The following is a 22,980-nucleotide window of genomic DNA, read 5'->3' as shown; positions in this document are numbered from 1 at the left end:
CCGATACGGTCACCCCGTGACCAAGGCACGTTCGCAGTACCGCTGCTCGGAATGCCAGCACGTCACCACCAAATGGGTGGGTCGCTGCCCGGGCTGCGGCACCTGGGGCACCGTCGACGAGGTGGCCGTCCTGGGCGCGGCGTCCGGGGCGGGCCGGCGCGCGGTCATCCCGGCCTCCCCCGCGGTTCCGATCAGCTCCATCCAGCCGGGCCACACCCGGCACTACCCGACCGGTGTCGGTGAGCTGGACCGGGTGCTCGGCGGGGGTGTGGTGCCGGGGTCGGTCACCCTGCTGGCCGGCGATCCCGGGGTGGGCAAGTCGACGCTGCTGCTGGAGGTCGCCCACCGCTGGGCGGAAACCGGTCAGCGGGCGCTGTACGTCTCCGGGGAGGAGTCCAGCGGGCAGATCCGGCTGCGCGCCGAACGCACCGGCTGCAGCCACGACGAGATCTACCTGGCCGCCGAATCGGACCTGCACGCGGTGCTCGGCCACATCGAGGCGGTGCAGCCCACGCTGGTCGTGGTGGATTCGGTGCAGACCATCTCCACCACCGAAGCCGACGGGGTGTCCGGCGGCGTCACCCAGGTCCGTGCGGTGACCACCGCGCTGACCGCGGTCGCCAAGACCACCGGGGTGGCGCTGCTGCTCGTCGGCCACGTCACCAAGGACGGCGCGATCGCCGGTCCGCGGTCGCTGGAACACCTCGTCGACGTGGTGCTGCATTTCGAAGGTGACCGCAACACCAGCTTGCGGATGGTGCGCGGGGTGAAGAACCGGTTCGGTGCCGCCGACGAGGTCGGGTGCTTCCTGTTGCACGACAACGGGATTGAAGGGATCGCCGACCCCTCCGGGCTGTTCTTGGAGCAGCGGCCGGCCCCGGTGCCCGGCACCGCGATCACGGTGGCGCTGGACGGCAAGCGGCCGCTGGTCGGCGAGGTCCAGGCGTTGCTGGCCACCCCGACCGGCGGGTCACCGCGGCGGGCGGTCAGCGGCATCGACCACGCCCGCGCCGCGATGGTCACCGCGGTGTTGGAAAAACACGCCCGGCTGCCGATCGCGGTCAACGACATCTACCTGTCCACCGTCGGCGGCATGCGGCTCACCGATCCGTCCTGTGATCTGGCGGTGGCGATGGCGCTGGCCTCGGCGACCGCCGAGCTGCCGCTGCCCACCACCGCGGTGGTGATCGGCGAGGTCGGGTTGGCCGGCGACCTGCGGCAGGTCAGCGGGCTGGAACGCCGGCTCAGCGAGGCGGCCCGGCTCGGATTCACCACCGCGTTGATCCCGCCCGGCGGTGCAGCGGTGCCCGCCGGGATGCGCACGCTGGAGGCGTCGACCATCGTCGCGGCGCTGTCCCACCTGGTCGACATCGCCGACCATCGGACCAGCAAACCCCCGCGGCTGCATAGTCTGGATGGGCCGCCCGACCGGGGCGGCGCAGCGCAGAATGGATGGTCGTGACGACGACGGGCAGAAGGAATTCCCACGGCGCGCCGCCGGCGACCCGCCCCACCCTGCGGGAGGCGGTCGGCCGGCTGGCGCCCGGCACCCCGCTGCGCGACGGTTTCGAACGCATCCTGCGCGGGCGGACCGGGGCGCTGGTGGTGCTCGGCCACGACGACAATGTCGAGGCGATCTGCGACGGCGGGTTTTCCCTCGACGTCCGGTACGCGCCGACCCGGCTGCGGGAGCTGGCCAAGATGGACGGCGCGGTGGTGCTGTCCACCGACGCCAGCCGCATCGTGCGGGCCAACGTGCAGCTGGTGCCCGACCCGTCGATCCCCACCGACGAGTCCGGCACCCGGCATCGTTCCGCGGAGCGGGCCGCGATCCAGACCGGCTTCCCTGTGGTCTCGGTCAGCCAGTCGATGAGCATCGTGACCGTCTACGTCGGCGGGGAACGCCACGTGCTGGCCGACTCGGCGACGATCCTGTCCCGGGCCAACCAGGCCATCGCGACGCTGGAACGCTACAAGACCCGGCTCGACGAGGTCAGCCGGCAGCTGTCGCGGGCCGAGATCGAGGACTTCGCCACGCTGCGCGACGTGATGACGGTGGTGCAGCGGCTGGAATTGGTCCGCCGCATCGGTTTGGTGATCGACAACGACGTCGTCGAGTTGGGCACCGACGGCCGGCAGTTGCGGCTGCAGCTCGATGAGCTGCTGGGCGGCAACGACACCGACCGGGAGCTGATCGTGCGGGACTACCACGCCAACCCGGCGCCGCTGTCCAAGGCTCAGGTGGCCGCCACCCTCGACGAGCTGGACGCGCTGTCGGACAGCGAGCTGCTCGATTTCACCGCGCTGGCCACGGTGTTCGGGTATCCGGCGACCGCGGAGGCGCAGGATTCGGGGGTCAGCGCGCGCGGCTACCGGGCGATGGCCGGGATCCCGCGGCTGCAGTTCGCCCACGCCGACCTGCTGGTCCGGGCGTTCGGCACCCTGCAGGGCCTGCTGGCGGCCAGCGCCGGGGATCTGCAGGCGGTGGACGGCATCGGCGCGATGTGGTCCCGCCACGTGCGGGAGGGGTTGTCGCACCTGGCCGAGTCGACGATCGCCGACCGGCTGGCGTGATCGCTCAGTTGCCGGGCGGAGCCGCCGGCGGCGGGCCGGGCATCGGCGGCGGACCCGGCGGCGGCCCTTGCGGGGGCAGCCCGGGCGACACCCCGTCCTGGGGCGGCAGCCCGGTGGCCGGGGACGCCTCGGCGAGGATGAACGGCACCGCGGCCGAGCGCAGGTTGCCCAGTTGCACGACGAGGTTGTAGGTGCCCGGACCGATCGGTTGACGCGGCAGCGGACACTGCGGCGCCGACCCCATCCCGGTCCAGGTCACCGCGGTGGTGACCTGCTCCCCCGGCGCGAACGTCTTCACCAGGGTTTCGTTGGACGGCGCGCAGTCTAGGTTGGACCACAACCGCTGGTTGTCCAGCGAGTACACGTAGGCCGCCAGCACCGCCGCCCCGACGTCGCGCTTGCAGGACACCAGCCCGATGTTGGTCACGACCATGGTGAATTTCGGCTGTTCACCGACGGTGTAGCGGGGCTGGTTGGTCAGCCCCTTGACCGCCAGCGTCGAGTCGGGGCAGTCGTCGCCCTCCTTGAGCACCGGCGGCGGCTCCACCGCCGCGGTCGGTGTGGGGGCCGGGGCTTGGTTGGCGGCCGGCGGCACCACCGGCGTCTTGACTTCGGGTTGCGCGGCCGGCGGGGTGTGCCCGCTGGCCGGCTTCTCCGCGGCAGGTTTGGCGCCGGCGCTGCTGCTCACCACGGCGATAATGACCGCGACCACCGCACCGATCACGACCACCGCGATGCCCAGTGCCAGGGCGCGCCGCCGCCAGTAGATCTGCGGTGGCAGCGGGCCATGCGGTTCCAAATCCAGCACGTTCTCACGGTAAGGCCAGGTCACGCCGATCCGTCCGACCCTTGTCGGCGTGTCGTTGCCCGGTTGTGACCTTGCCCGACTATTTGCTGACCGTTTGCGGCGCCCGGTGCGGCGCGGTGACCCGGCCCGGCCACCAGAACCAGCGGCCCAGCGACGCCACCAGCGACGGCAGGACCAGGGTCCGCACGATCAGGGTGTCCAGCAGCAACCCGGCGCAGATCGTCGAGCCGACCTGCGCGATGCTCAGCACGGTGCTGCCCACCAGGGCGAACATGGTGATCCCGAAGATGATGCCGGCGGTGGTCACCACCCCGCCGGTGCCGCCGAACGCGCGGATCAGCCCGGTGCCGATCCCGGCTTTGGCCTCTTCGCGGATCCGCAGCGCCAACAACAGGTTGTAGTCGGCGCCGACGGCCACCAACGCGATGAACGCCATCGGCGCCACCGCCCAGTGCAGCGGCTGGTGAAGCAGGTGCTGCCAGACCAGCACGCTCAGCCCCAGCGCCGAGGCGTAGGACACGATGACGGTGCCCACCACCGCCAGCGCGGCCACCGGGCTGCCCAGCATCGCCGCCACGATGGCGAAGATCAGCGCCAGCGTCGCCGCCACCAGCAGCACGATGTCGCCGCGGACCAGGGTCTGCAGGTCCCGGGTGGACGGCCCCACCCCGGCGAGCTGCACCGACACCGGGGTCAGGGTGCCTTCCTTGGTCGCCTCGGTGACGGCGACGTCGATCTGCCGGGCGCGCTGCGCCCCGTCGGTGCCCCACTCCTGCCCGGTGCCGTACACCATCAGGTAGGTGGCGCGGCCATCCGCTGACATCAGCGCCCGCAGCACCTCCCGGTATCTGGGGTCGGCGAGCGCGCGGGCCGGCAGATAGAAGCCGCCGGCCGCGCTGTCCCGGAAATCGCCGGCCACCCCGCGCAGGTAGTCGGTGAGTTCACGCAGCTGCGGGGACAGCGCCTCCACCACGCCGTTCAGCTCGCGGGTGGCGGTCTGGGCCTGACTCAGCACCGCCCGCATCGACCGCAGCGTCGCCGGCAGCCCGGCCAGCGCCGCGGTGGCGGTGCCCGAACCCGCGGTGAGTTTGGCGGCGCCACCGGTCAGTGCGGCCGAGCTGGCGACCATGGCATCGACGGGTTGCACCACCCGCGCCACCACCGCGCAGATCGGATTTGCCGCGCAGTCCGGGGTGGCCTCGACGAAGCCGCGCAGCGGGTCCAGGTATCCCGACACCACCCCGACGTTGCTTTGCAGCCCGTCCATGCCGGCGCGCATATCGTCGGCGGCCGAGCCGATTTCCCTCATGCCGGTGACGCCGCCGGTCGTCGCGCCGTCGAGTTGGTCGATCGTCGCCGACAGCCGGTTGAGCACCGCGTCGAGGTCACCCACCCCGGCCAGCCGAGCGGTGAGCGAGTCGATGCCGTCGCCGAGTTGGGTGCCCAGCAGCCCGGCCTGGTGGCTCAGGGTGGCCTCGTCGGGCACCCGGCCCGCCGGCCGGCTGGCGGACTGCACCATCCGCACCCCCGGGATGGCCATCACCGCCCGGGTGATCCGCTCGACGGCCAGCAACCCGGCCGGGTTGCGCAGATCGTGGTCGGCCTCGACGGTCACCACATCGGGCAACAGCTGGTTGGCCGGGAAGTGCCGGTCCATCGCCGCGTAGCCGCGGTTGGCGTCGGCGCGCGCCGGGGTGGCCGACGGCTCGTTCCAGCCGGTCCGCAGGCCGGCCAGCGGCACGGTCAACACCAGGATCAGCCCGGCGCTGGCCACGAAAACCGGTGCGGGCCAGCGGGCGACGATCACGCCGATGCGCCGCCAGCGACGCGCGGTGACCGCCCGCCGGGGCTCCAGCCAGCCGCGGCGGCCGGCCAACGCGATCAGCGCCGGGGTCAACGTGAGCGCGGCCAGCATGCCCACCAAAACACCGATCGCGCAGGGTATTCCGGTGCTGCGGAACATGCTGATTTGGGCCAGGTTCAAACACGCCAACGCCACCGCCATGGTGGTCGCCGACCCGACGATGACCGGTGCGACACCACGGTAGGCGGCGGTCAGGGCGCCGGCGGGGTCGATGCCGCGGCGGCGGCCCTCGTGGTAGCGGCCGATCAGGAAGATGGCGTAGTCGGTGCCGGCGCCCAGGATCATGGCCGCGATCAGCGCGACGGTGAACAGCGACACCTCGATGACGCCGTGGTCGGCGAGCGCGGCGACCACCGGCCGGGCCACCGCCAGCGCCAGGCCCACCGAGATCAGCGGGATGGCGGTGGCCGCCGGCGAGCGGTACACGACCAGCAGCAGCACCATGATCACCAGCACCGTCGCGGCGGTGATGGCCAGCATCTGGTGGTCGATCGCGGCGAACTCGTCGACCAGGGTGGCGCCCGGCCCGGTCAGGTAGACGTGCAGGCCGGCGGGCGGGTCGAGCCGGGTCAGGGTGTGTCGGACCGCGGCGACGGATTCGCTGGCCGCCGAGGTGCCCAACATGCCCGACATCTGCACCATCACGTCGACGGCGCGGTGGTCGCGGCTCTGCGCGGCGGCTTCGGTGAGCGGTGCCGTCCACAGATCGGTGACCGAGTAGACGTGGGCGGTGTCGGCGCGCAGCGCGGCCACCAGCGTCTGGTAGTACCGCCGGTCGGCCGGTCGCAACGGCTGATCGCGTTCCAGCACAACGTAGTTGAGGTTGTTGCGGGCCGCTTCCCCCGACAGCTCGGCGGAGCGCAGCGCCGCTCGCGAGCTGGGCGCGTCGGCGGGCATGAAGGACCGGGAGTGCGTCGCCACCACCCGTTCCAGCTGCGGCACCGCCAGATTGGCGAGGCCGGCGGCGACGATCCAACCCAACACCAGCGGGGCGGCCCACCGCTGGGTGAACCGCGCGGCACCGGCCAGCAGCTCAGGCAATGGTCCGCAGCGAGATCGGCATGCCATCGAAGAGTCCGTCGATCCGTGACTCCTGGTGCTGCAGCGCCCGGATCCGCACCGAGCGCTGCATCGCCGCATCCAGCAGCGCGCGCAGCCCCGGCTGCTGGGCGGCCAGCTCCGCCCTGGCCTGCGCGGCGGGCACCCCGGCGTGGTGGGCTTGATCGAGCTTGGCGGTCAACGCCGTCATCCAGCGCTGCTGCAGCGACAGCAGCAGGCCTTCCTCGCTGCCGAACAGCCGCTCGACGTCGGGCATACTGCCGTTGAAATTCAGTGCCGCCTCGGGATCTTTGGCGGCCTTCTCGATCAGGTCGGCCATGAAGGCCATCCGCTCATGCAGTTGCGTCCAGGTCATGCCAGTCGACGCTACGAAGCGGCGGCCGGCACGGCATCGTGCCGCGGTTCGGTTTTGCGCGTCCTACTGCGGTCGGAGTGCTTGTCCACCCCAAGCACGATGTACGCGGCGGCGATCCCTTCTACGATGAGCCGATGTTGGGTGCGGCAGCCGACTTCGTGGGTGAGCGGTTCCGGCGCCGCGGTGCGCTCATCCCACCCGGCTACTCCTGGTCGTTTATCCTGCTGGTCGACGGCGCGATGGTGCTGCTGCTGATCGGTTCGGCGCTGCAACGCCCGCGGGCGGATCTGCCCGCGGCGACGGCGGCAGCGCTGCTGGCGTTGGCGCCGCTGCTGCTGTTCTTTGTGGCCGGGGTCAAGTTTCTGCCCGGCGTGACGTGGGCCAGCTCGTACGCGGCGGCCATCATCCTGCTCTTCGCGACGTCGACCCCGGTCGACGGTGATCTCGCCCCGGCGTTGCTGGTGGTGGCGCTGGGGTCGTTCGCGGCGCTGGTTCCCCCGGTTTCCGGGGTGCTGGCGCTGGGATCGGCGCTGGCGCTGCTGGCGGTGGCGTGGTCGACCCACCGGCTCGACGCGCTCCCGCTGTATCTGGGCATGGCCGGGACGGGTTGGCTGATGGGGGTTTTGACCCGCATCCAGGCCGGGTTGCTGGTCAAACAGCAGGAGCTGCAGGCCGATTTGGCCGAGCACGCGGCGGCCGACGAGCGGCGGCGTATCGCCCGCGAGGTGCACGACGTCATCGCGCATTCGCTGTCGATCACGCTGCTGCATGTCACCGGGGCGCGACATGCGCTGCAGCAGGACCGCGACGTCGACGACGCGGTCGACGCGCTGACCGATGCCGAACGGCTGGGCCGCCAGGCGATGGCCGATATCCGGCGCACCGTCGGGCTGCTGGAGGACGGCCCGGCCGGCACCGCGCCGGAACCCGGCATCGCCGACATCGGCGATTTGATCGAGGATTATCTGCAGGCCGGGCTCCGGGTCGTGCTGCACGCCGACGGATCCAGTGACCACGTCTCGGCGGCCGTGGGGTTGGCGCTGTACCGCATCACCCAGGAGTCGCTGGCCAATATCGCCAAGCACGCGCCGGACTCCAAAGCGACGGTGGAGCTGGCGGTTTCACCGCCCAGCGCGCGGCTGGTGATCGTCAACGAGATGCCGGTCGCGGTGGCCGCGGTGTCCCGGGGCGGCCGCGGCCTGGCCGGGATGCGCCAACGGGTCGAGCTGCTCGGCGGCGTCATCGACGCCGGGCCGTGCGCCCAAGGGTGGTCGGTGCGGGCCGAGATCCCGTTGACCGATCCGACCCCGCGGCCCTGGCGGTGTCCGCTGGCATGAGTGGCCCCGAGATCTCCGTGCTGCTGGTCGACGACCAGGACCTGGTCCGGTCCGGGCTGCGCCGGATCCTGCGCCGCAAGGACGGGTTCGTCATCGTCGCCGAATGCGCCGACGGCGACGAGGTGCCCGCGGCGGTCGCCGAGCACCACCCCGACGTGGTGGTGATGGATTTGCGGATGAAGCGAGTCGACGGGATCGAAGCCACCCGCCGGCTTGGTGCCGCGCCGGGTTCGCCGCCGGTGCTGGCGCTGACCACGTTCAACGAGGACGAGCTGCTGTCCGGGGCGCTGCGGGCCGGGGCGTCGGGATTCGTGCTCAAGGACTCCTCGGCCGAGGAGCTGATCCGCGCGGTGCGCGCCGTCGCCGGCGGCGACAGCTACCTCGATCCGGCGGTCACCGCCCGGGTGCTCAACACCTACCGGCAGGTCGCCGTCGAGCGCCGCGCCGACACCGTCGCGGAGCTGACCGCCCGCGAGCGCGACGTGCTGACGCTGATCGGCCAGGGCCGGTCCAACACCGAAATCGCCGACGAGCTCTGCATTTCGGAGGTGACGGTGAAAAGCCACATCGGGCGCATCTTCGTCAAGCTCGATCTGCGCGACCGGGCGGCGGCCATCGTCTACGCCTACGACCACGGCATCGTCACGCCGCGACCCGGGATCTGAGATCAGCGGGCTAGTGCCGCACCGGCCTGACCGCCGTACACCTCGACGATCCACTCGTCGTCGCGCTCCACCGACCGCACCCGCTCCGAACGGCGCGCCGCCGCGTCCAGCAGTGCCCGCAGCCCCTGCTCGTGCGCGGCGAGGTCGACCCGGGCTTGTTCGGCGGGCACTTCCTCGAAGTCGGCCTGGTCCAGTTTTGCCGCCAGCAGCGTCACCCACCGCTGCTCCAGCGACAGCAGCAGGCCCTCCGGACCACCGAACAGCCGCTGGACCGCAGGCAGGGAGCAGCCGAAATCCAAAGCCGCGTCCGGGTTCTCGGCGGCCCGCCGGATCAGCTCGGCCATGACGATCATCCGCTGATGTTGCTGTGACCAGTCCCGGTAGGTGACCTCCTCGGGCGGCATCCGCGACGGCTTCGGCATATTTCGTCCGGCCACACCGCCGTAGACCTCGACGATCCAGCGCTCGTCGCGCTGCAGGGACCGGGCTCGGCCCGCGCGCCGTGCGGCCACGTCCAGCAGCCCACGCAGCCCGCAGTGGCGCGCGGCGAGGTCGGCATAGGCTTGGGCGGCGGGGATTCCGTCGAATTCGGGCCGATCCAGCTGCGCGGTCAGCAGCGTCAGCCAGCGCTCCTCCAGCGACAGCAGCAGGCCCTCTTCGCCGCCGAACAACTGCTCGACCTCGGGTCGGGTGCGGCCGAAATCCCATGCCGCGTCCGGATCTTCGGCGGCCTTCTCGATCAGGTCGGACATGAATGCCATCCGCTGGTGCAGTTGTGACCATGTCACACCGCCGACGTTAGCGGACGCTTACCCGTGCGGCATCGTGCCGCGGTACGGTTTGGGCCTCCTACTCCGGTCGGAGTCGCCTCCGCCCACGGCAGGAGCCGACCCGGTCAATCCCTCCTAGAATGGGTTAATGCTGCAGGTGGCGGCCGAGTACCTGCGCAGCCGGCTCCGGCGACGCGGTGAACTTGTCCCGGCCGGGTACACCTGGTCGTGGGTGGTGCTGATCTACGCCGGCATGGCGCTGATCATGGTCGGCGCGATCCTGCAGCGCCCCGAAGCCGACCTGCCGGCCGCGACGGTGGCGACGCTGGTGGCCGTCTCGCCGCTGCTGCTGTTCTTGGTGCCGGGGGTAAAGCTCGGTCCGGCGTTGGTCTGGGTGACGGCGTGGGTGGCCACCGCGATCCTGCTGTTCGCGACCAGGACACCGGTGGTGAGCGGCTTCGCGCCGCTGATTCTGGTGCTGATGGTGATGGTGGTCGGATCGCTGGCCGAGGTGGTGCTCGGGGTGCTTGCCCTCGGATCGGCGGCGGCGCTGCTGCTGGCGGCGTCCGCGGCGCACCGGCTCAACGAGGTGGCGTTGTACCTGTGCTTTGTCGCGCTGGGCTGGCTGGTGGGCTATCTGATGCGAACCCAGCGCCAACTGCTGATCGAGCAGCAAAAAACGCAGGCCTATTCCGCTGAGCACGCCGCCGCGGAGGAGCGCCAGCGGATCACCCGTGAGGTGCATGACGTCATCGCGCATTCGCTGTCGATCACGCTGTTGCACATCACCGGGGCGCGCCGCGCACTGCAGGAGGACCGCGACATCGACGACGCGGTCGATGCGCTGGCCGACGCCGAGCGGTTGGGGCGGCAGGCGATGGCCGATATCCGCCGCACCATCGGGCTGCTGCAGGCGGGTCCGGCGGAGATCGCCCCGCAACCCGGCATCGCCGATCTCCCCCGCCTGATCGACGACTTCGCCCAGGCCGGGCTGCCGGTCACGCTGCGGACCGAGGGCCGGTTCGACGGGGTGTCGGCCGCGGTGGGGTTGGCGCTGTACCGGATCGCCGAGGAATCGCTGGCCAACGTCGCCAAACACGCGGCCAAGTCCAAGGCCACGGTGACGCTGCGGGTTTCACGCTCGACGGCCGCGTTGTGCATCGTCAACGAGGCGCCCGTCGCGGTGCGATCGGCGCCGAGCAACGGCCGCGGGCTGCCCGGGATGCGTCAACGCGTCGAGCTGCTTGGCGGCGTGCTCGACGTCGGACCCACCAGCCGGGGCTGGTCGGTGCGCGCCGAGGTCCCGTTGATCCCGGGCGGCGGCTGAGTCAGCCGGCCGGTTCGTCGCCGATATTGCCGAGGTGGTCGCGCAGCACCGCCCGGCCGTCGGCGAGGTGGTAGGTGACCCCGGCGATCGCCAACGTGCCGGCCGCCACCTTCTCGGCGATCGTCTTGGATCGGGCCAGCAACTGCGCCCCGGTCTCGGTGACGTGCCGTGCCTCGAACTCGTCGACCCGGCTCAGGCCCTCGCGCCGGCCCAGCAAAATCGACGGGGTCACCCGCTCCACCAGGTCGCGCACGTACCCGCCGGGCAGCACGCCGTCGTCGAGCGCGGCCAGCGTGGCCTTGACCGCCCCGCAGCTGTCATGGCCGAGCACCACGATCAGCGGCACGTTGAGCACCGCCACCGCGAACTCGATCGACCCCAGCACCGCCGAGTCGATGACGTGACCGGCGGTGCGGACCACGAACATGTCACCCAGGCCCTGATCGAAGATGATCTCGGCGGCGACCCGGGAATCACCGCAGCCGAACACCACGGCGGTGGGCTTTTGCCCCTCGGCCAGGCTGGCCCGGTACTCGATGCTCTGGCTGGGATGTTGGGGCGTGCCGGCGACGAAGCGCTCGTTACCCTCCTTGAGTGCCTTCCATGCGGATATCGGGTTCGAATTGGGCATGGCTGACATTCTGCCTTGTGGCCGGCGCGGGCGCCCGATGAGTATCGGCGCCGAGGAACTGCTGGGCTGGTATGCGGACGCCCGCCGCGACCTGCCGTGGCGCGATCCCGACGTCACGCCGTGGCAGATCCTGGTCAGCGAGTTCATGCTGCAGCAAACACCGGTGGCCCGGGTGCTGCCGATCTGGTCGGACTGGGTGACGCGCTGGCCCACCCCCTCGGCCACCGCCGCGGCCAGCGCCGCCGACGTGCTGCGCGCCTGGGGCAAGCTGGGCTATCCGCGCCGGGCCAAACGGCTGCACGAGTGCGCGACGGTGATCGCCCGGGACCACGCCGACGTGGTCCCCGCCGACGTCGACACGCTGCTGGGCCTGCCCGGGGTCGGCGGCTACACCGCGCGGGCGGTGGCCTGTTTCGCCTACCGTCAGCCGGTCCCGGTGGTGGACACCAATGTGCGCCGGGTGGTGGCCCGCGCGGTGCACGGCCGCGCCGACGCGGGCGCGCCGTCGGCGCGGCGCGACCACGCCGAGGTCGCCGCGCTGCTGCCCGACGACGACACCGCACCGCAGTTCTCCGCGGCCCTGATGGAGCTGGGCGCCACGGTGTGCACCGCCCGAGGCCCGCGCTGCGGGTTGTGCCCGCTGCGGGTGTGCGCGTGGCGCACCGCCGGCTATCCGCCCGCCGCCGGGCCGGCGCGCCGGGCGCAGCGCTACGCCGGCACCGATCGGCAGGTGCGGGGCCGGCTGCTGGATGTGTTGCGGGCCAACGATTCCCCGGTCACCCGCGCGGAGCTGGACGTGGCGTGGCTGGTCGACACCGCCCAGCGGGACCGGGCGTTGGATTCGCTGCTGATCGACGGGTTGGTGGAGCAGACCGCCGACGGCCGGTTCGGGCTGGCCGGCGAAGGCGAGCAGACATAAAAGCACCCCCGTCGGCGCCGAAACGGGGAGTTTTGCGTCTGCTCGCGCTCAGGGCGGTCACGACAGGAATTTCTCGACCGCGGCGCGGTAGGTCTCCGGCGCCTCGTCGTGAATCAGGTGACCGGCCTCGGGAACGTGCAGATACGTTGTGCGGTATCCCGTTTCGTGCATGGTGCGCATCTGGCCCGGCGGGGTGACCGAATTGCCGGCCTCGATCAACAGCGCCGGGCAGCGCACCGCCCGCCACTGCGCCCAGTAATCGCGGGTGCCCCACTCGGCGGCGATCTCGATCCACCGCGCCGGATGCCCGTGCAGCCGCCAGCCGGTCGCGGTGCGGTCGAAGGCCTCCAGGAAATATTGGCCGGCGATCGGGCCGAACTCGGCCCGCACCTGCTCGGCGGCGCTGAACTCGACCGGCAGCGCATGCACCCACGGCTCCCACGGCCCGGTGGTGCGGCCCCGGAAATCCGGGGCCATGTCCTCCACCACCAGCGCGGTGACCAAAGCGGGACGCCGCGCCGCCAGGCACCACGCATGCAGGGCACCCATCGAATGGCCGACCAGCCGCACCGGTGCACCCAGCGCGGTCACCGCGTCGGCCAGGTCGGCGACGAAGCGTTCGGTGCTGATCGGATTGGGGTCGACGACGTCGCGCCCACGATGCCACGGCGCGTCGTAGGTGTACACGGTGCCCAGCCGGGTCAGCCACGGCAGTTGACGCGACCAGGTGCTACCCCGGCCCATCAGGCCGTGCACCAAAACCAGCGGCTCGCCCCGGCCGCCGCGAGGGGTCAGCAGATCGGTTGGCATAGGTGTCCATCTTGCGTGGCCTGCCGGGTCGACGGGACGGCACGGTAACCTTAGCGCCATGCCAGTGGTGAAGATCAACGCAATCGAGGTGCCCGCGGACGCGGGCCCCGAACTGGAGAAGCGGTTCGCCAATCGCGCCCACACGGTGGAAAAATCTCCCGGCTTCCTCGGCTTTCAACTGTTGCGCCCGGTCAAGGGTGAGGACCGCTACTTCGTGGTGACCCACTGGGAGTCCGACGAGGCATTCCAGGCGTGGGCCACCGGCCGCGCCGCCCAAGCCCACGCTGGTCAGCAGGCCAACCCGGTGGCGACCGGGGCGTCCCTGCTGGAATTCGAGGTTGTGTTAGACGTTGCCCCAACCGGCGAACAGGCGTAGCCGGATCCGGATGCGACGACGTGCGGTGGCGGTGACGGTTGCCGCCGCGCTGACCGTCGCTCTGGCCGGTGGTTGTAGCCAGTCCCCCGTGCCGCCCGCGAACGCGCGGGACGCCGGGGTGCAGATCGACACCAAAACCCCGCCGGGTCTGCGCGCCAAGCAGACGGTGGACATGCTCAACTCGGACTGGCCGATCGGTCCGGTCGGGGTCCGCACGCTGGCCACCCCGGACATGGTGGATTCGGTGGTCACCACCATGGAGGGGCTGTGGTGGGACCGCCCGTTTACTTTCGAAAGCGTCGATATCCACGCCGGCGCGGCCACCCTGCACCTGGTGACGTCCTACGGCGCCCGGCAAGACATCGAACTGCACACCGACGACAACGGGCTGGTGGACCGCTTCGATGTCACCACCCAGACCCCGCCGGTCAAGTCGTGGCAGGATCTCGACGCCGTCTTGGGCAGGACCGGCGCCCGGTACTCGTATCAGGCCGCCAAGGTCAACGACGGTCGCTGCGAGCCGGTGGCGGGTACCAACACCGACGAATCCCTGCCGCTGGCATCAATTTTCAAGCTGTATGTGCTGTACGCGGTGGCCAACGCGGTCAAGGCCGGGACCGTGTCCTGGGACGATCAGCTGACGATCACCGAACGGGCCAAGGCGGTGGGTTCGTCCGGGCTGGAGAAACTGCCGGCCGGGGCCCACGTTTCGGTGCGCCTGGCCGCCGAGAAGATGATCGCCACCAGCGACAATATGGCCACCGACCTGCTGATCGGCAAGGTGGGCGCCCACGCCGTCGAGCAGGCGCTGGTCGCGGCCGGCCACCACGACCCGGCCAGCATGACCCCGTTCCCGACCATGTACGAACTGTTTTCGGTCGGGTGGGGCGAACCCGATCTGCGCGAGCAGTGGCAGCACGCCTCCCCGCAGGTGCGCGCCCAGCTGCTGCAGCAGGCCAATTCGGTTCCGTATCAACCGGATCCGACTCGAGCCCACATTCCGGCATCGGTGTACGGCGCGGAATGGTATGGCAGCGCGCAGGATATCTGCCGCATCCACGCCGCACTGCAAACCGGTGCGGTCGGCAAGGCCGCCCCGGTCAAACAGATCATGTCCGCCGTCCCGGGGATCGAGCTGGATCGCACCGAGTGGCCCTACATTGGCTCCAAAGCCGGTGGCCTGCCGGGTGATTTGACGTTCAGCTGGTATGCGGTCGACAAGGCGGGCCAGCCGTGGGTGGTCAGCTTCCAGCTGAACTGGGCCCGCGACCACGGTCCGCGGGTGGTCAGTTGGATGGTGCAGGTCGCCCGACAAGCCTTCGCGCTGCTGCCCCGGCAGCACTGATATGCGTTGACTCTGCGCTGACCAGACAAAAGTGCGAGTAGCTTGCCTGGTCAGCGCAGAGTCAACGGGGTGAGTTACTCGGCGGCGTGCGCGCCGCCGGCGCTGTGCGCACCGGCCTTGGCCAGGTCCGGCTCGGCGGGCTCGGCCGGCTTGGGCCGTCCGGTGAAGGTGAACTTCGCGTCCTCACCGGCGGATTCGCCGTCCCAGTTGTCCACGTCGACGGTGACGATCTGGCCCGGACCGACCTCCTCGAACAGGATCTTCTCGGAGAGCTGGTCCTCGATCTCGCGCTGGATGGTCCGCCGCAGCGGCCGGGCCCCCAACACCGGGTCGAACCCGCGCTTGGCCAGCAACGACTTGGCCTTGTCGGTCAGCTCCATGGCCATATCCTTGGCCTTGAGCTGGGTGGCGACCCGACCGATCATCAGGTCGACCATCCGGATGATCTCGTCGCGCGTCAGCTGGTGGAAGACGATGATGTCGTCGATGCGGTTGAGGAACTCCGGCCGGAAGTGCTTCTTGAGCTCGTCGTTGACCTTGAGCTTCATCCGCTCGTAGTTGTTCTCCCCGCCGCCCTGGCTAAACCCGAGGCCGACCGCCTTGGAGATGTCGGAGGTGCCCAGGTTGGAGGTGAAGATCAACACGGTGTTCTTGAAGTCCACCGTGCGGCCCTGACCGTCGGTGAGCCGACCGTCCTCCAGCACCTGCAACAGGCTGTTGTAGATCTCCTGGTGCGCCTTCTCGATCTCGTCGAACAGCACCACCGAGAACGGCTTGCGCCGCACCTTCTCGGTGAGCTGGCCGCCCTCCTCGTAGCCGACGTAGCCCGGCGGGGCGCCGAACAGCCGCGACGCGGTGAACCGGTCGTGGAACTCGCCCATGTCGATCTGGATCAGCGCGTCGTCGTCGCCGAACAGGAACTCCGCCAGCGCCTTGGACAGCTCGGTCTTCCCGACCCCGGACGGGCCGGCGAAGATGAACGAGCCGGACGGGCGCTTGGGGTCCTTCAGCCCGGCCCGGGTGCGCCGGATGGCCTTGGAGACGGCCTTGACCGCATCCTCCTGGCCGATGATCCGCTTGTGCAGCTCGTCTTCCATCCGCAGCAGCCGGGTGGTTTCGGCCTCGGTGAGCTTGAACACCGGGATCCCGGTCCAGTTGCCCAGCACCTCGGCGATCTGCTCGTCGTCGACCTCGGCGACCACGTCGAGATCACCGGAACGCCACTGCTTTTCGCGTTCGGTGCGCTGCGCGACCAGCTGCTTTTCCCGGTCCCGCAGGCTGGCGGCCTTCTCGAAGTCCTGCGCGTCGATCGCGGATTCCTTCTCGCGGCGCGCGTCGGCGATCTTCTCGTCGAACTCGCGCAGGTCCGGCGGCGCGGTCATCCGGCGGATCCGCATCCGGGCGCCGGCCTCGTCGATCAGGTCGATGGCCTTGTCCGGCAGGAAGCGGTCGTTGATGTAGCGGTCGGCCAGGGTGGCCGCGGCCGCGATGGCGCCGTCGGTGATCGACACCCGGTGGTGGGCCTCGTAGCGGTCCCGCAGCCCCTTGAGGATCTCGATGGTGTGCTCCACCGTCGGCTCCCCGACCTGCACCGGCTGGAACCGGCGCTCCAGCGCGGCGTCCTTCTCGATGTACTTGCGGTACTCGTCGAGGGTGGTGGCGCCGATGGTCTGCAGCTCCCCGCGGGCCAGCTTCGGCTTGAGGATCGACGCGGCGTCGATGGCGCCCTCGGCGGCGCCGGCACCGACCAGGGTGTGCAGCTCGTCGATGAACAAGATGATGTCGCCGCGGGTGTTGATCTCCTTGAGCACCTTCTTCAGGCGCTCCTCGAAGTCACCGCGGTAGCGGCTGCCCGCCACCAGCGAACCCAGGTCCAGGGTGTAGAGCTGCTTGTCCTTCAGCGTCTCGGGAACGTCGCCGTGCACGATGGCCTGCGCCAGGCCCTCCACGACGGCGGTCTTCCCGACGCCGGGCTCGCCGATCAGCACCGGGTTGTTCTTGGTGCGCCGGGAGAGCACCTGCATCACCCGCTCGATTTCCTTCTCGCGGCCGATGACCGGGTCGAGCTTGCCTTCCATCGCCGCGGCGGTGAGGTTGCGGCCGAACTGGTCGAGCACCAGCGACGTCGACGGGTTGCCCGACTCGCCGCCGCGCCCGCCGGTGCCGGCCTCGGCGGTCTCCTTGCCCTGGTAACCGCTCAGCAGCTGGATCACCTGCTGGCGCACCCGGGTCAGCTCCGCGCCCAGCTTCACCAAGACTTGGGCCGCCACACCCTCGCCCTCCCGAATCAGTCCGAGCAGAATGTGCTCGGTGCCGATGTAGTTGTGGCCGAGTTGCAGCGCCTCGCGCAGCGACAGCTCCAGCACCTTCTTGGCCCGCGGGGTGAACGGGATGTGCCCGGACGGCGCCTGCTGGCCCTGGCCGATGATCTCCTCAACCTGGCTGCGGACCCCCTCCAGGGAGATCCCCAACGACTCCAGGGACTTGGCGGCAACCCCCTCACCCTCGTGGATCAGCCCCAAGAGGATGTGCTCGGTCCCGATGTAGTTGTGGTTGAGCATCCTGGCCTCTTCCTGGGCCAAGACGACAACCCGACGCGCGCGGTCGGTAAATCTTTCGAACATCGGTGGTTACCTGCTCTCCCTCACCATCGGTACCTCGGCATCGCGTACCTGCCATCCACTGTAGTGGGCGGCCTGCCGCGGTGCGCCCTGGCTGGCAGTACAACCTGCAGCGGACCCCCGCGGACCCGGCACAGACGTAAGAGAGCAACGCCGGAAAATCGGAAAACGTTTCCCGCACCGGCTGAGTTCGCCCGGAGCGAAACGCGCTCAGGTGGCCGCGTGGAATGCGTCGATGATGTCGGCCGGGATACGACCCCGGGTGGACACATTGTGGCCGTTACGACGGGCCCATTCCCGGATCGCTGCGCTTTGCTCGCGGTCGATCGCCCCCCGGCGGCCGGTGGCCGACCGGCCGCGCCGACGCCCGCTGACCCGACGGCCGGCCTCGACCCATTTCTTCAGGTCGTTGCGAAGTTTCGTGGCATTTTTGCTCGAAAGGTCAATCTCATAGGTCACCCCGTCGAGCCCGAATTCGACCGTCTCATCGGCGGCGCCCTGACCGTCGAAATCATCGATCAAGGTGACGGTCACTTTTCTCGCCATCGGCTCACCCTCGCGTTTCTTGCTATGTACTCACTGTGCACAAGTGGCATATGAGTCCCCGCTGATTGCTGCTGCTCAATCTGCCATAGAAACGCGGCGCATTCAACACAAGCGCGACGGAGCAGTCAGTTGCCGTGCCGCCGAACAATCGGGAACAAAACCGTGTCTCTAATTGACAGGCCGGTCAAGGTCATCAACAAGCGGTCGATACCCATTCCGGTTCCGGTGCACGGCGGCATCGCATGTTCCATGGCGGCCAGGAAATCTTCGTCGAGGGCCATCGCCTCGTCGTCCCCGGCGGCCGCGGCGCGGGCCTGGGCGGCGAACCGCTCCCGCTGCACCACCGGATCGACAAGTTCGGAATATCCGGTGGCGAGTTCAACGCCGCGTAGGTAGAGATCCCATTTTTCGGTGACCCCCGGCATGCTGCGGTGCTGACGCGTCAACGGGGTTGTTTCCACCGGGAAATCCCGGACGAAGGTGGGCGCCGACAGCCGGTGGCCGACGGTGTGTTCCCAGAGTTCTTCCACCAGTTTCCCGTGCCCGTACCCACGGTCGGTCGGTATCTGCACGTCCAGCCGTTCGGCGATGGTGCGCAAGTGCTCGACCGAGGTGTCCGGGGTGATCTCCTCGCCGAGCGCGGCCGACAGTGACGGATACATTTGTATCGACGCCCATTCTCCGTCGATGTCATAGATGCTGCCGTCGGGCATCGGTAGTTGTCGGGTGCCGATCGCCTCGTCGGCGACCTGGAGAATAAGCTCGCGGGTCACTACCGCGGAATCGTCATAGGTTCCATAGGCCTGGTAGGTCTCCAACATCGAAAATTCCGGAGAATGCGTGGAATCGGCACCCTCGTTTCGGAACACCCGATTGAGTTCGAAAACCTTGTCGAACCCGCCGACAACGCAGCGTTTCAGGAACAGTTCCGGTGCGATTCGCAGGTACAGATCGGCATCCAGCGCATTGGAGTGGGTGACGAACGGGCGGGCCGCGGCGCCGCCGGCCAAGGTCTGCAGCATCGGGGTCTCCACCTCGAGAAACCCGCGTCGCTCCAGGGCGTTGCGGATCGCCCGGATCACCGCGATCCGCTGGCGGGCCACCGCCCGCGCCTCCGGGCGCACAATCAAGTCCACGTAGCGTTGCCGCACCCGCGACTCTTCGCTCATGTCCTTGTGCGCCACCGGCAGCGGCCGCAGCGACTTCGACGCCATCTGCCAGGTATCGGCCAACACCGACAATTCCCCGCGCCGGGAGCTGATCACCTCGCCGTGAATAAACACGATGTCGCCCAGGTCGACGTCGATCTTCCAGGCGTCCAGCGCCTGGGCACCGACGCTGGCCAGGCTGAGCATGGCCTGCAACTGGGTGCCGTCGCCGTCCTGCAGGGTGGCAAAGCACAGCTTGCCCGAGTTGCGGGCGAACACCACCCGGCCGGCGACGCCGACGCGGTCGCCGGTGGCGGTGTCGGCCGCCAGATCGGGGTAGGCGGCGCGGACCTCGGCCAGGGTGTGGGTGCGGGCCACCGCGACCGGGTAGGGGTCGTGGCCCTCGGCCAGCAGCCGCTCCCGCTTGGCCCGACGGATCCGAAACTGTTCGGGAAGGGCTTCCTCGTCCTGCGACGTGTCCGGGGCATCGGCTGGGCTCACGGCCTGCCAGCTTAACGGGCTCACCGCGCCGTCTTCAGCCGGCCGCGCTGGCTGTCGCGGTTGCGTTCGAACACCAGCCGCAGGCCGTGCAGGGTCAGGTGCTGGTCGTAGTGGTCGACGGTGTGCAGTTCGGGCAGCAGCAGCGGCGCGGTGTGCCCGGTGGCCACCACCGCCACGTCGGTGCCGGTGAACCCGTCCAGTTCGCGGATGCGCCCGACCAACCCGTCGACCAGCCCGGCGAACCCGAACACCGCGCCGGCCTGCATGCATTCGACGGTGTTTTTGCCGAGCACCGAACGGGGCCGGGTCAGCTCCACCCGGCGCAGTCCCGCCGAGCGCGCCGCGGCCGCATCCGAGGACACCTGCACCCCGGGGGCGATGGCGCCGCCGAGGAATTCGCCCTTGGCCGAGACCACGTCCACGCAGATCGAGGAACCGAAGTCGATCACGATCGCGGCGGTGCCGAATTTGTGAAAGGCGGCCAGGCAGTTGACGATTCGGTCGGCGCCGACCTCTTTGGGATTGTCGACCAGCAGCGGGATCCCGGTGCGCACTCCGGGTTCGATCAACACGTGCGGCACCGTGGGCCAGTACTGGTCGAGCATCAGCCGCACTTCGTGCTGGACCGACGGGACGGTGGACAGCGCCGCCGCACCGGTGAGCTGTTCGCTGTCCTCGCCGATCAGGCCGTCGATGGTCAACGCCAATTCGTCGGCGGTGATCTCGGCCTCGGTGCGGATCCGCCACTGCTGCACCACGGTGGCGTGCTCCCCGGATCCGGAGAGCAGCCCGACGACGGTGTGGGTGTTGCGGACGTCGATTGCCAGCAGCACGGCTACCGCGCGCTCATCCGCGGCGACATGAGGTCGGCAACGTCGTCGGGCACGAACGCCGGGTCGTGCCCCAAGTCGATCTGCTTGTTGTCGGCGTCGACGAACACGATCCGGGGCTCATACCTGTGCGCCTCGGCGTCGTCCATGGTCGCGTACGCGATCAGGATCACCAGATCCCCGGGATGCACCAGATGCGCTGCGGCACCGTTGATTCCGATCACACCGCTGCCCCGTTCACCGGTGATCGCGTAGGTGACCAGCCGGGCGCCGTTGTCGATGTCGACGATGGTCACCTGTTCGCCCTCCAAAAGGTCGGCGGCATCCATCAGGTCGGCGTCGATGGTCACCGAACCGACGTAGTGCAGGTCGGCCTGGGTGACGGTGGCGCGGTGGATCTTCGACTTCAGCATGGTCCGTAACATCAGTTAGCTCCGATCTCAATGGCGATGTTGTCGAGCAGCCTGGTGGTGCCGAGCCGGGCCGCGACGAGCAGCCGGGCGGGTCCGTGGGTGGGCGCGGGCCCCAATGCGTTGTCCCGCAACTGCAGATAGTCGACCTCGATGGCGGGCGCCGCGGCCAGCACCGCCCGGGCGGCGTCCAGGGCGGCGTTCCCCCCGGACGCCGCGGCGTGCGCACCGGCCAACAGCGCCGCCGACAAGGTGGCGGCCAGGTCGCGCTGCGCCGGGTCCAGGTACCGGTTGCGGGAGCTCATCGCCAGCCCGTCGGCTTCCCGCACGATCGGCACCGGCACCACCGTCACGTCGATGTTGAGGTCGGCGACCATCTGCCGGATCAACACCAGTTGCTGATAGTCCTTCTCGCCGAAGAACACCCGGTCCGGTCGCACGATCTGCAGCAGTTTGCACACCACGGTCAGCACCCCGGCGAAGTGGGTGGGTCGGGCGGCGCCCTCCAGCTCGGCGCCCAGCGGCCCCGGCTGCACAGAGGTGCGCGGGCCGTCGGGATACATCGCCGCCGCGCTCGGGGTGAACACCACCTCGACGCCTTCGGCGCGCAGCAACGCCAGGTCCTCGTCGAGGATGCGCGGATAGGCGTCCAGGTCTTCGTCGGCGCCGAACTGCAGCGGGTTGACGAAGATGGACACCGCCACCACCGCGCCCGGGACCCGTTTGGCGGCGCGCACCAACGCCAGGTGCCCGTCGTGCAGGGCGCCCATGGTGGGCACCAGCATCACCCGGCGCCCGGTGTGACGCAGCGCCCGGCTGACGTCGGTGACCTGGCTCGGGTCGGTGTACACGTTGAGTTGGCCCGCGCCGAAGGTGGGCGCCTTACTGGTCACGGTCACCGTCCCAACACCTCGAAAACGTCGGCGGCGGCGTGGGCGCGCTGCGCGGTGCGCAGCGCGTTGCCGCGGTAGGCCTGGGCCAGGCCCGCGTCGACCTCCGCCAGCGCGGCCAGGTGGCCGGCCAGCGCGGTCGCGTCGCCGCGGGCGATCGGGCCGGTGAGCGCGGCCTGCCCGCGCTGCAGGGTGTTGTCCAGCGACGCCCGGGCCAGCGGTCCGATCACCCGCTCGGCGAGGCCGCCGGGCTCGTCGCGGACCAGCTCCTGGCCGAGCAGTTCCTGACCGGCCAGCGCGGCCCGTAACCCGTCGAGGGCGTCGGCGAGCACCGTGACGAGGTGGTTGCTGGCGTGGGCCAGGGCGGCGTGATACAGCGGGCGGGCGTCCTCGCGGACCCGGAACGGCTCCCCGCCGATCTCCAGCACCAGGGCCTGCGCGATCGCGTAGCCGACCTCGTCCGCCGCGGTGATCCCGAAGCAGGTGTCGGCCAGCCGCGCGATGTCCTCGTCGGCGCCGGTGAACGTCATCGCCGGGTGGATGGCCAACGGCGTGCACCCTTGGCCGGTCAACGGGGCCAGCACCCCGATCCCGTTGGCGCCCGAGGTGTGCGCCACGATGGTGCCGGGCCGCACCGCCGAGGTGGCGGCCAGGCCGGACACCAGGGCCGCCAGTTCGGCATCGGGGACGGCCAGCAGCAGCAGTTCGGCAGTGCCGGCGACGTCGACGACCGGGGCGATCGGGGTGTCGGGCAGCCGGTGCTGGGCGCGGCGCCGCGACGCGTCGGAGATGGCGCTGCACGCCACCACGACGTGGTCGGCGCGTTCCAGCGCCACCCCCAGGGCGGTTCCGACCCGGCCAGCCGAGATGACCCCCACTTTGAGCCGGGCTGGACGCAATCCGTCGACCTGCACCATCGCAGACGGACCCTCACAAGTTCTCTTGGTTCGTTCCAGTCCCGCGCTGCGGGTACCGGACGGTCCTCGGGATTCTAACGTGGCGGCGCGCTGGGTCCCAGGGCTGAACCCTCGGATGTGCGGCAGCTCACTCGTCGCGGCGGCGGCGCCGGCCACCGCTGCTCTGGCCGGCTTGCAGCCGCGCCAACAGGTCGGCGACCGACTGTCCGCCGGTGGGCGGGCCCTCGGGGTCGGCGACCGGATCGATGCTGCGGTGCCGGGCCGCGGAGGCCGGCGG

General features: G+C 70.1%; 20 protein-coding genes and 2 pseudogenes. 8 read left to right on the top strand and 14 right to left on the bottom strand.

Going from position 1 to position 22,980, the window contains the following annotated elements:
• Positions 1-16 precede the first annotated feature (16 nt).
• Entirely contained in the window at positions 17-1,462 is a 1,446-nt protein-coding gene (radA, locus tag BKN37_RS09735) for a DNA repair protein RadA (protein ID WP_071024920.1), read from the top strand.
• Entirely contained in the window at positions 1,453-2,574 is a 1,122-nt protein-coding gene (disA, locus tag BKN37_RS09730) for a DNA integrity scanning diadenylate cyclase DisA (protein ID WP_071024918.1), read from the top strand. Before radA ends, disA begins: the two co-directional genes overlap by 10 nt.
• Positions 2,575-2,578: 4 nt before the next feature.
• Here the strand turns inward: disA and BKN37_RS09725 are convergent, their stop codons facing one another.
• The 3 genes from BKN37_RS09725 to BKN37_RS29125 all read right to left on the bottom strand — a co-directional run bounded on the left by BKN37_RS09725 (position 2,579) and on the right by BKN37_RS29125 (position 6,660).
• Positions 2,579-3,382 carry a hypothetical protein gene (locus BKN37_RS09725; RefSeq protein WP_071024916.1) on the bottom strand — a complete coding sequence of 268 codons (804 nt, stop codon included), beginning with the start codon at positions 3,380-3,382 and terminating at the stop codon, positions 2,579-2,581.
• Between the two features lie 79 nt (positions 3,383-3,461).
• A complete protein-coding gene (locus BKN37_RS09720; protein ID WP_242657179.1) occupies positions 3,462-6,287 on the bottom strand; it encodes an MMPL/RND family transporter in 2,826 nt (941 codons plus the stop codon).
• Positions 6,280-6,660, bottom strand: a complete 381-nt coding sequence (locus BKN37_RS29125) for a hypothetical protein (protein WP_071024912.1) — start codon at positions 6,658-6,660, stop codon at positions 6,280-6,282. The genes BKN37_RS09720 and BKN37_RS29125 overlap by 8 nt, the downstream gene beginning before the upstream one ends.
• A gap of 134 nt (positions 6,661-6,794) precedes the next feature.
• On the opposite strand from BKN37_RS29125, the gene BKN37_RS09710 reads away from it, so the two are divergent.
• Both BKN37_RS09710 and BKN37_RS09705 read left to right on the top strand, forming a co-directional pair.
• Positions 6,795-7,997 (top strand): sensor histidine kinase, encoded by a 1,203-nt coding sequence (locus tag BKN37_RS09710; RefSeq protein ID WP_071024945.1) that lies wholly within the window; start codon positions 6,795-6,797, stop codon positions 7,995-7,997.
• Positions 7,994-8,662, top strand: coding sequence for a response regulator (locus BKN37_RS09705; RefSeq protein ID WP_071024910.1), 669 nt, complete (start codon positions 7,994-7,996; stop codon positions 8,660-8,662). Before BKN37_RS09710 ends, BKN37_RS09705 begins: the two co-directional genes overlap by 4 nt.
• A 2-nt stretch (positions 8,663-8,664) precedes the next feature.
• Here the strand turns inward: BKN37_RS09705 and BKN37_RS29835 are convergent, their stop codons facing one another.
• Complete coding sequence (locus BKN37_RS29835) at positions 8,665-9,450, bottom strand: hypothetical protein (RefSeq protein ID WP_242657178.1); 786 nt, start codon at positions 9,448-9,450, stop codon at positions 8,665-8,667.
• Between the two features lie 130 nt (positions 9,451-9,580).
• On the opposite strand from BKN37_RS29835, the gene BKN37_RS09695 reads away from it, so the two are divergent.
• The gene (locus tag BKN37_RS09695) at positions 9,581-10,759 is read left to right on the top strand and encodes a sensor histidine kinase (RefSeq protein ID WP_071024908.1); all 1,179 of its coding nucleotides are present in this window, start codon (positions 9,581-9,583) and stop codon (positions 10,757-10,759) included.
• 1 nt (position 10,760) lies between these two features.
• Here the strand turns inward: BKN37_RS09695 and BKN37_RS09690 are convergent, their stop codons facing one another.
• Positions 10,761-11,390 (bottom strand): carbonic anhydrase, encoded by a 630-nt coding sequence (locus BKN37_RS09690; protein ID WP_071024905.1) that lies wholly within the window; start codon positions 11,388-11,390, stop codon positions 10,761-10,763.
• Between BKN37_RS09690 and BKN37_RS09685 the strand changes: the two genes are divergently transcribed.
• Entirely contained in the window at positions 11,389-12,309 is a 921-nt protein-coding gene (locus BKN37_RS09685; RefSeq protein WP_071024902.1) for an HhH-GPD family protein, read from the top strand. The two genes, BKN37_RS09690 and BKN37_RS09685, sit on opposite strands and share 2 nt — an antisense overlap.
• A gap of 57 nt (positions 12,310-12,366) precedes the next feature.
• On the opposite strand, the gene BKN37_RS09680 is transcribed toward BKN37_RS09685, so the two are convergent.
• Positions 12,367-13,119, bottom strand: a complete 753-nt coding sequence (locus tag BKN37_RS09680; RefSeq protein WP_071024900.1) for an alpha/beta fold hydrolase — start codon at positions 13,117-13,119, stop codon at positions 12,367-12,369.
• A gap of 58 nt (positions 13,120-13,177) precedes the next feature.
• On the opposite strand from BKN37_RS09680, the gene mhuD reads away from it, so the two are divergent.
• Both mhuD and BKN37_RS09670 read left to right on the top strand, forming a co-directional pair.
• Positions 13,178-13,495 carry a mycobilin-forming heme oxygenase MhuD gene (mhuD, locus tag BKN37_RS09675; RefSeq protein WP_071024898.1) on the top strand — a complete coding sequence of 106 codons (318 nt, stop codon included), beginning with the start codon at positions 13,178-13,180 and terminating at the stop codon, positions 13,493-13,495.
• 10 nt (positions 13,496-13,505) lie between these two features.
• Positions 13,506-14,840: a serine hydrolase gene (locus BKN37_RS09670; protein WP_071024895.1), complete on the top strand. Its 1,335-nt coding sequence runs from the start codon at positions 13,506-13,508 to the stop codon at positions 14,838-14,840.
• A gap of 74 nt (positions 14,841-14,914) precedes the next feature.
• On the opposite strand, the gene clpC1 is transcribed toward BKN37_RS09670, so the two are convergent.
• The 8 genes and pseudogenes from clpC1 to BKN37_RS29830 all read right to left on the bottom strand — a co-directional run.
• A complete protein-coding gene (gene clpC1 / locus BKN37_RS09665) occupies positions 14,915-17,464 on the bottom strand; it encodes an ATP-dependent protease ATP-binding subunit ClpC (protein ID WP_071024893.1) in 2,550 nt (849 codons plus the stop codon).
• A 207-nt stretch (positions 17,465-17,671) separates the two neighbouring features.
• Positions 17,672-18,007: a histone-like nucleoid-structuring protein Lsr2 gene (gene lsr2, locus BKN37_RS09660; RefSeq protein WP_071024891.1), complete on the bottom strand. Its 336-nt coding sequence runs from the start codon at positions 18,005-18,007 to the stop codon at positions 17,672-17,674.
• A gap of 125 nt (positions 18,008-18,132) precedes the next feature.
• Positions 18,133-19,656 carry a lysine--tRNA ligase gene (gene lysS, locus BKN37_RS09655; protein ID WP_071024888.1) on the bottom strand — a complete coding sequence of 508 codons (1,524 nt, stop codon included), beginning with the start codon at positions 19,654-19,656 and terminating at the stop codon, positions 18,133-18,135.
• 20 nt (positions 19,657-19,676) lie between these two features.
• Positions 19,677-20,489 (bottom strand): type III pantothenate kinase, encoded by an 813-nt coding sequence (locus BKN37_RS09650; protein ID WP_071024885.1) that lies wholly within the window; start codon positions 20,487-20,489, stop codon positions 19,677-19,679.
• Positions 20,490-20,491: 2 nt separating this feature from the next.
• Positions 20,492-20,911: an aspartate 1-decarboxylase gene (gene panD / locus BKN37_RS09645; protein WP_071024883.1), complete on the bottom strand. Its 420-nt coding sequence runs from the start codon at positions 20,909-20,911 to the stop codon at positions 20,492-20,494.
• Positions 20,912-20,919: 8 nt separating this feature from the next.
• Positions 20,920-21,789 (bottom strand): annotated as a pseudogene (gene panC, locus BKN37_RS09640) (pantoate--beta-alanine ligase); the annotation flags it as partial.
• Between the two features lie 2 nt (positions 21,790-21,791).
• On the bottom strand, positions 21,792-22,703 hold the full coding sequence (locus BKN37_RS09635) for a Rossmann-like and DUF2520 domain-containing protein (RefSeq protein WP_071024880.1): 912 nt from the start codon (positions 22,701-22,703) through the stop codon (positions 21,792-21,794).
• A gap of 127 nt (positions 22,704-22,830) precedes the next feature.
• Positions 22,831-22,980: pseudogene (locus BKN37_RS29830) on the bottom strand (DUF6779 domain-containing protein); the annotation flags it as partial.

Source organism: Mycobacterium talmoniae, assembly GCF_001854525.1.
Taxonomy (GTDB): Bacteria; Actinomycetota; Actinomycetes; order Mycobacteriales; family Mycobacteriaceae; genus Mycobacterium; species Mycobacterium talmoniae.
The sequence above is the reverse complement of the archived record's forward strand: the minus strand, read 5'-3'. Positions and strand labels throughout refer to the sequence as shown.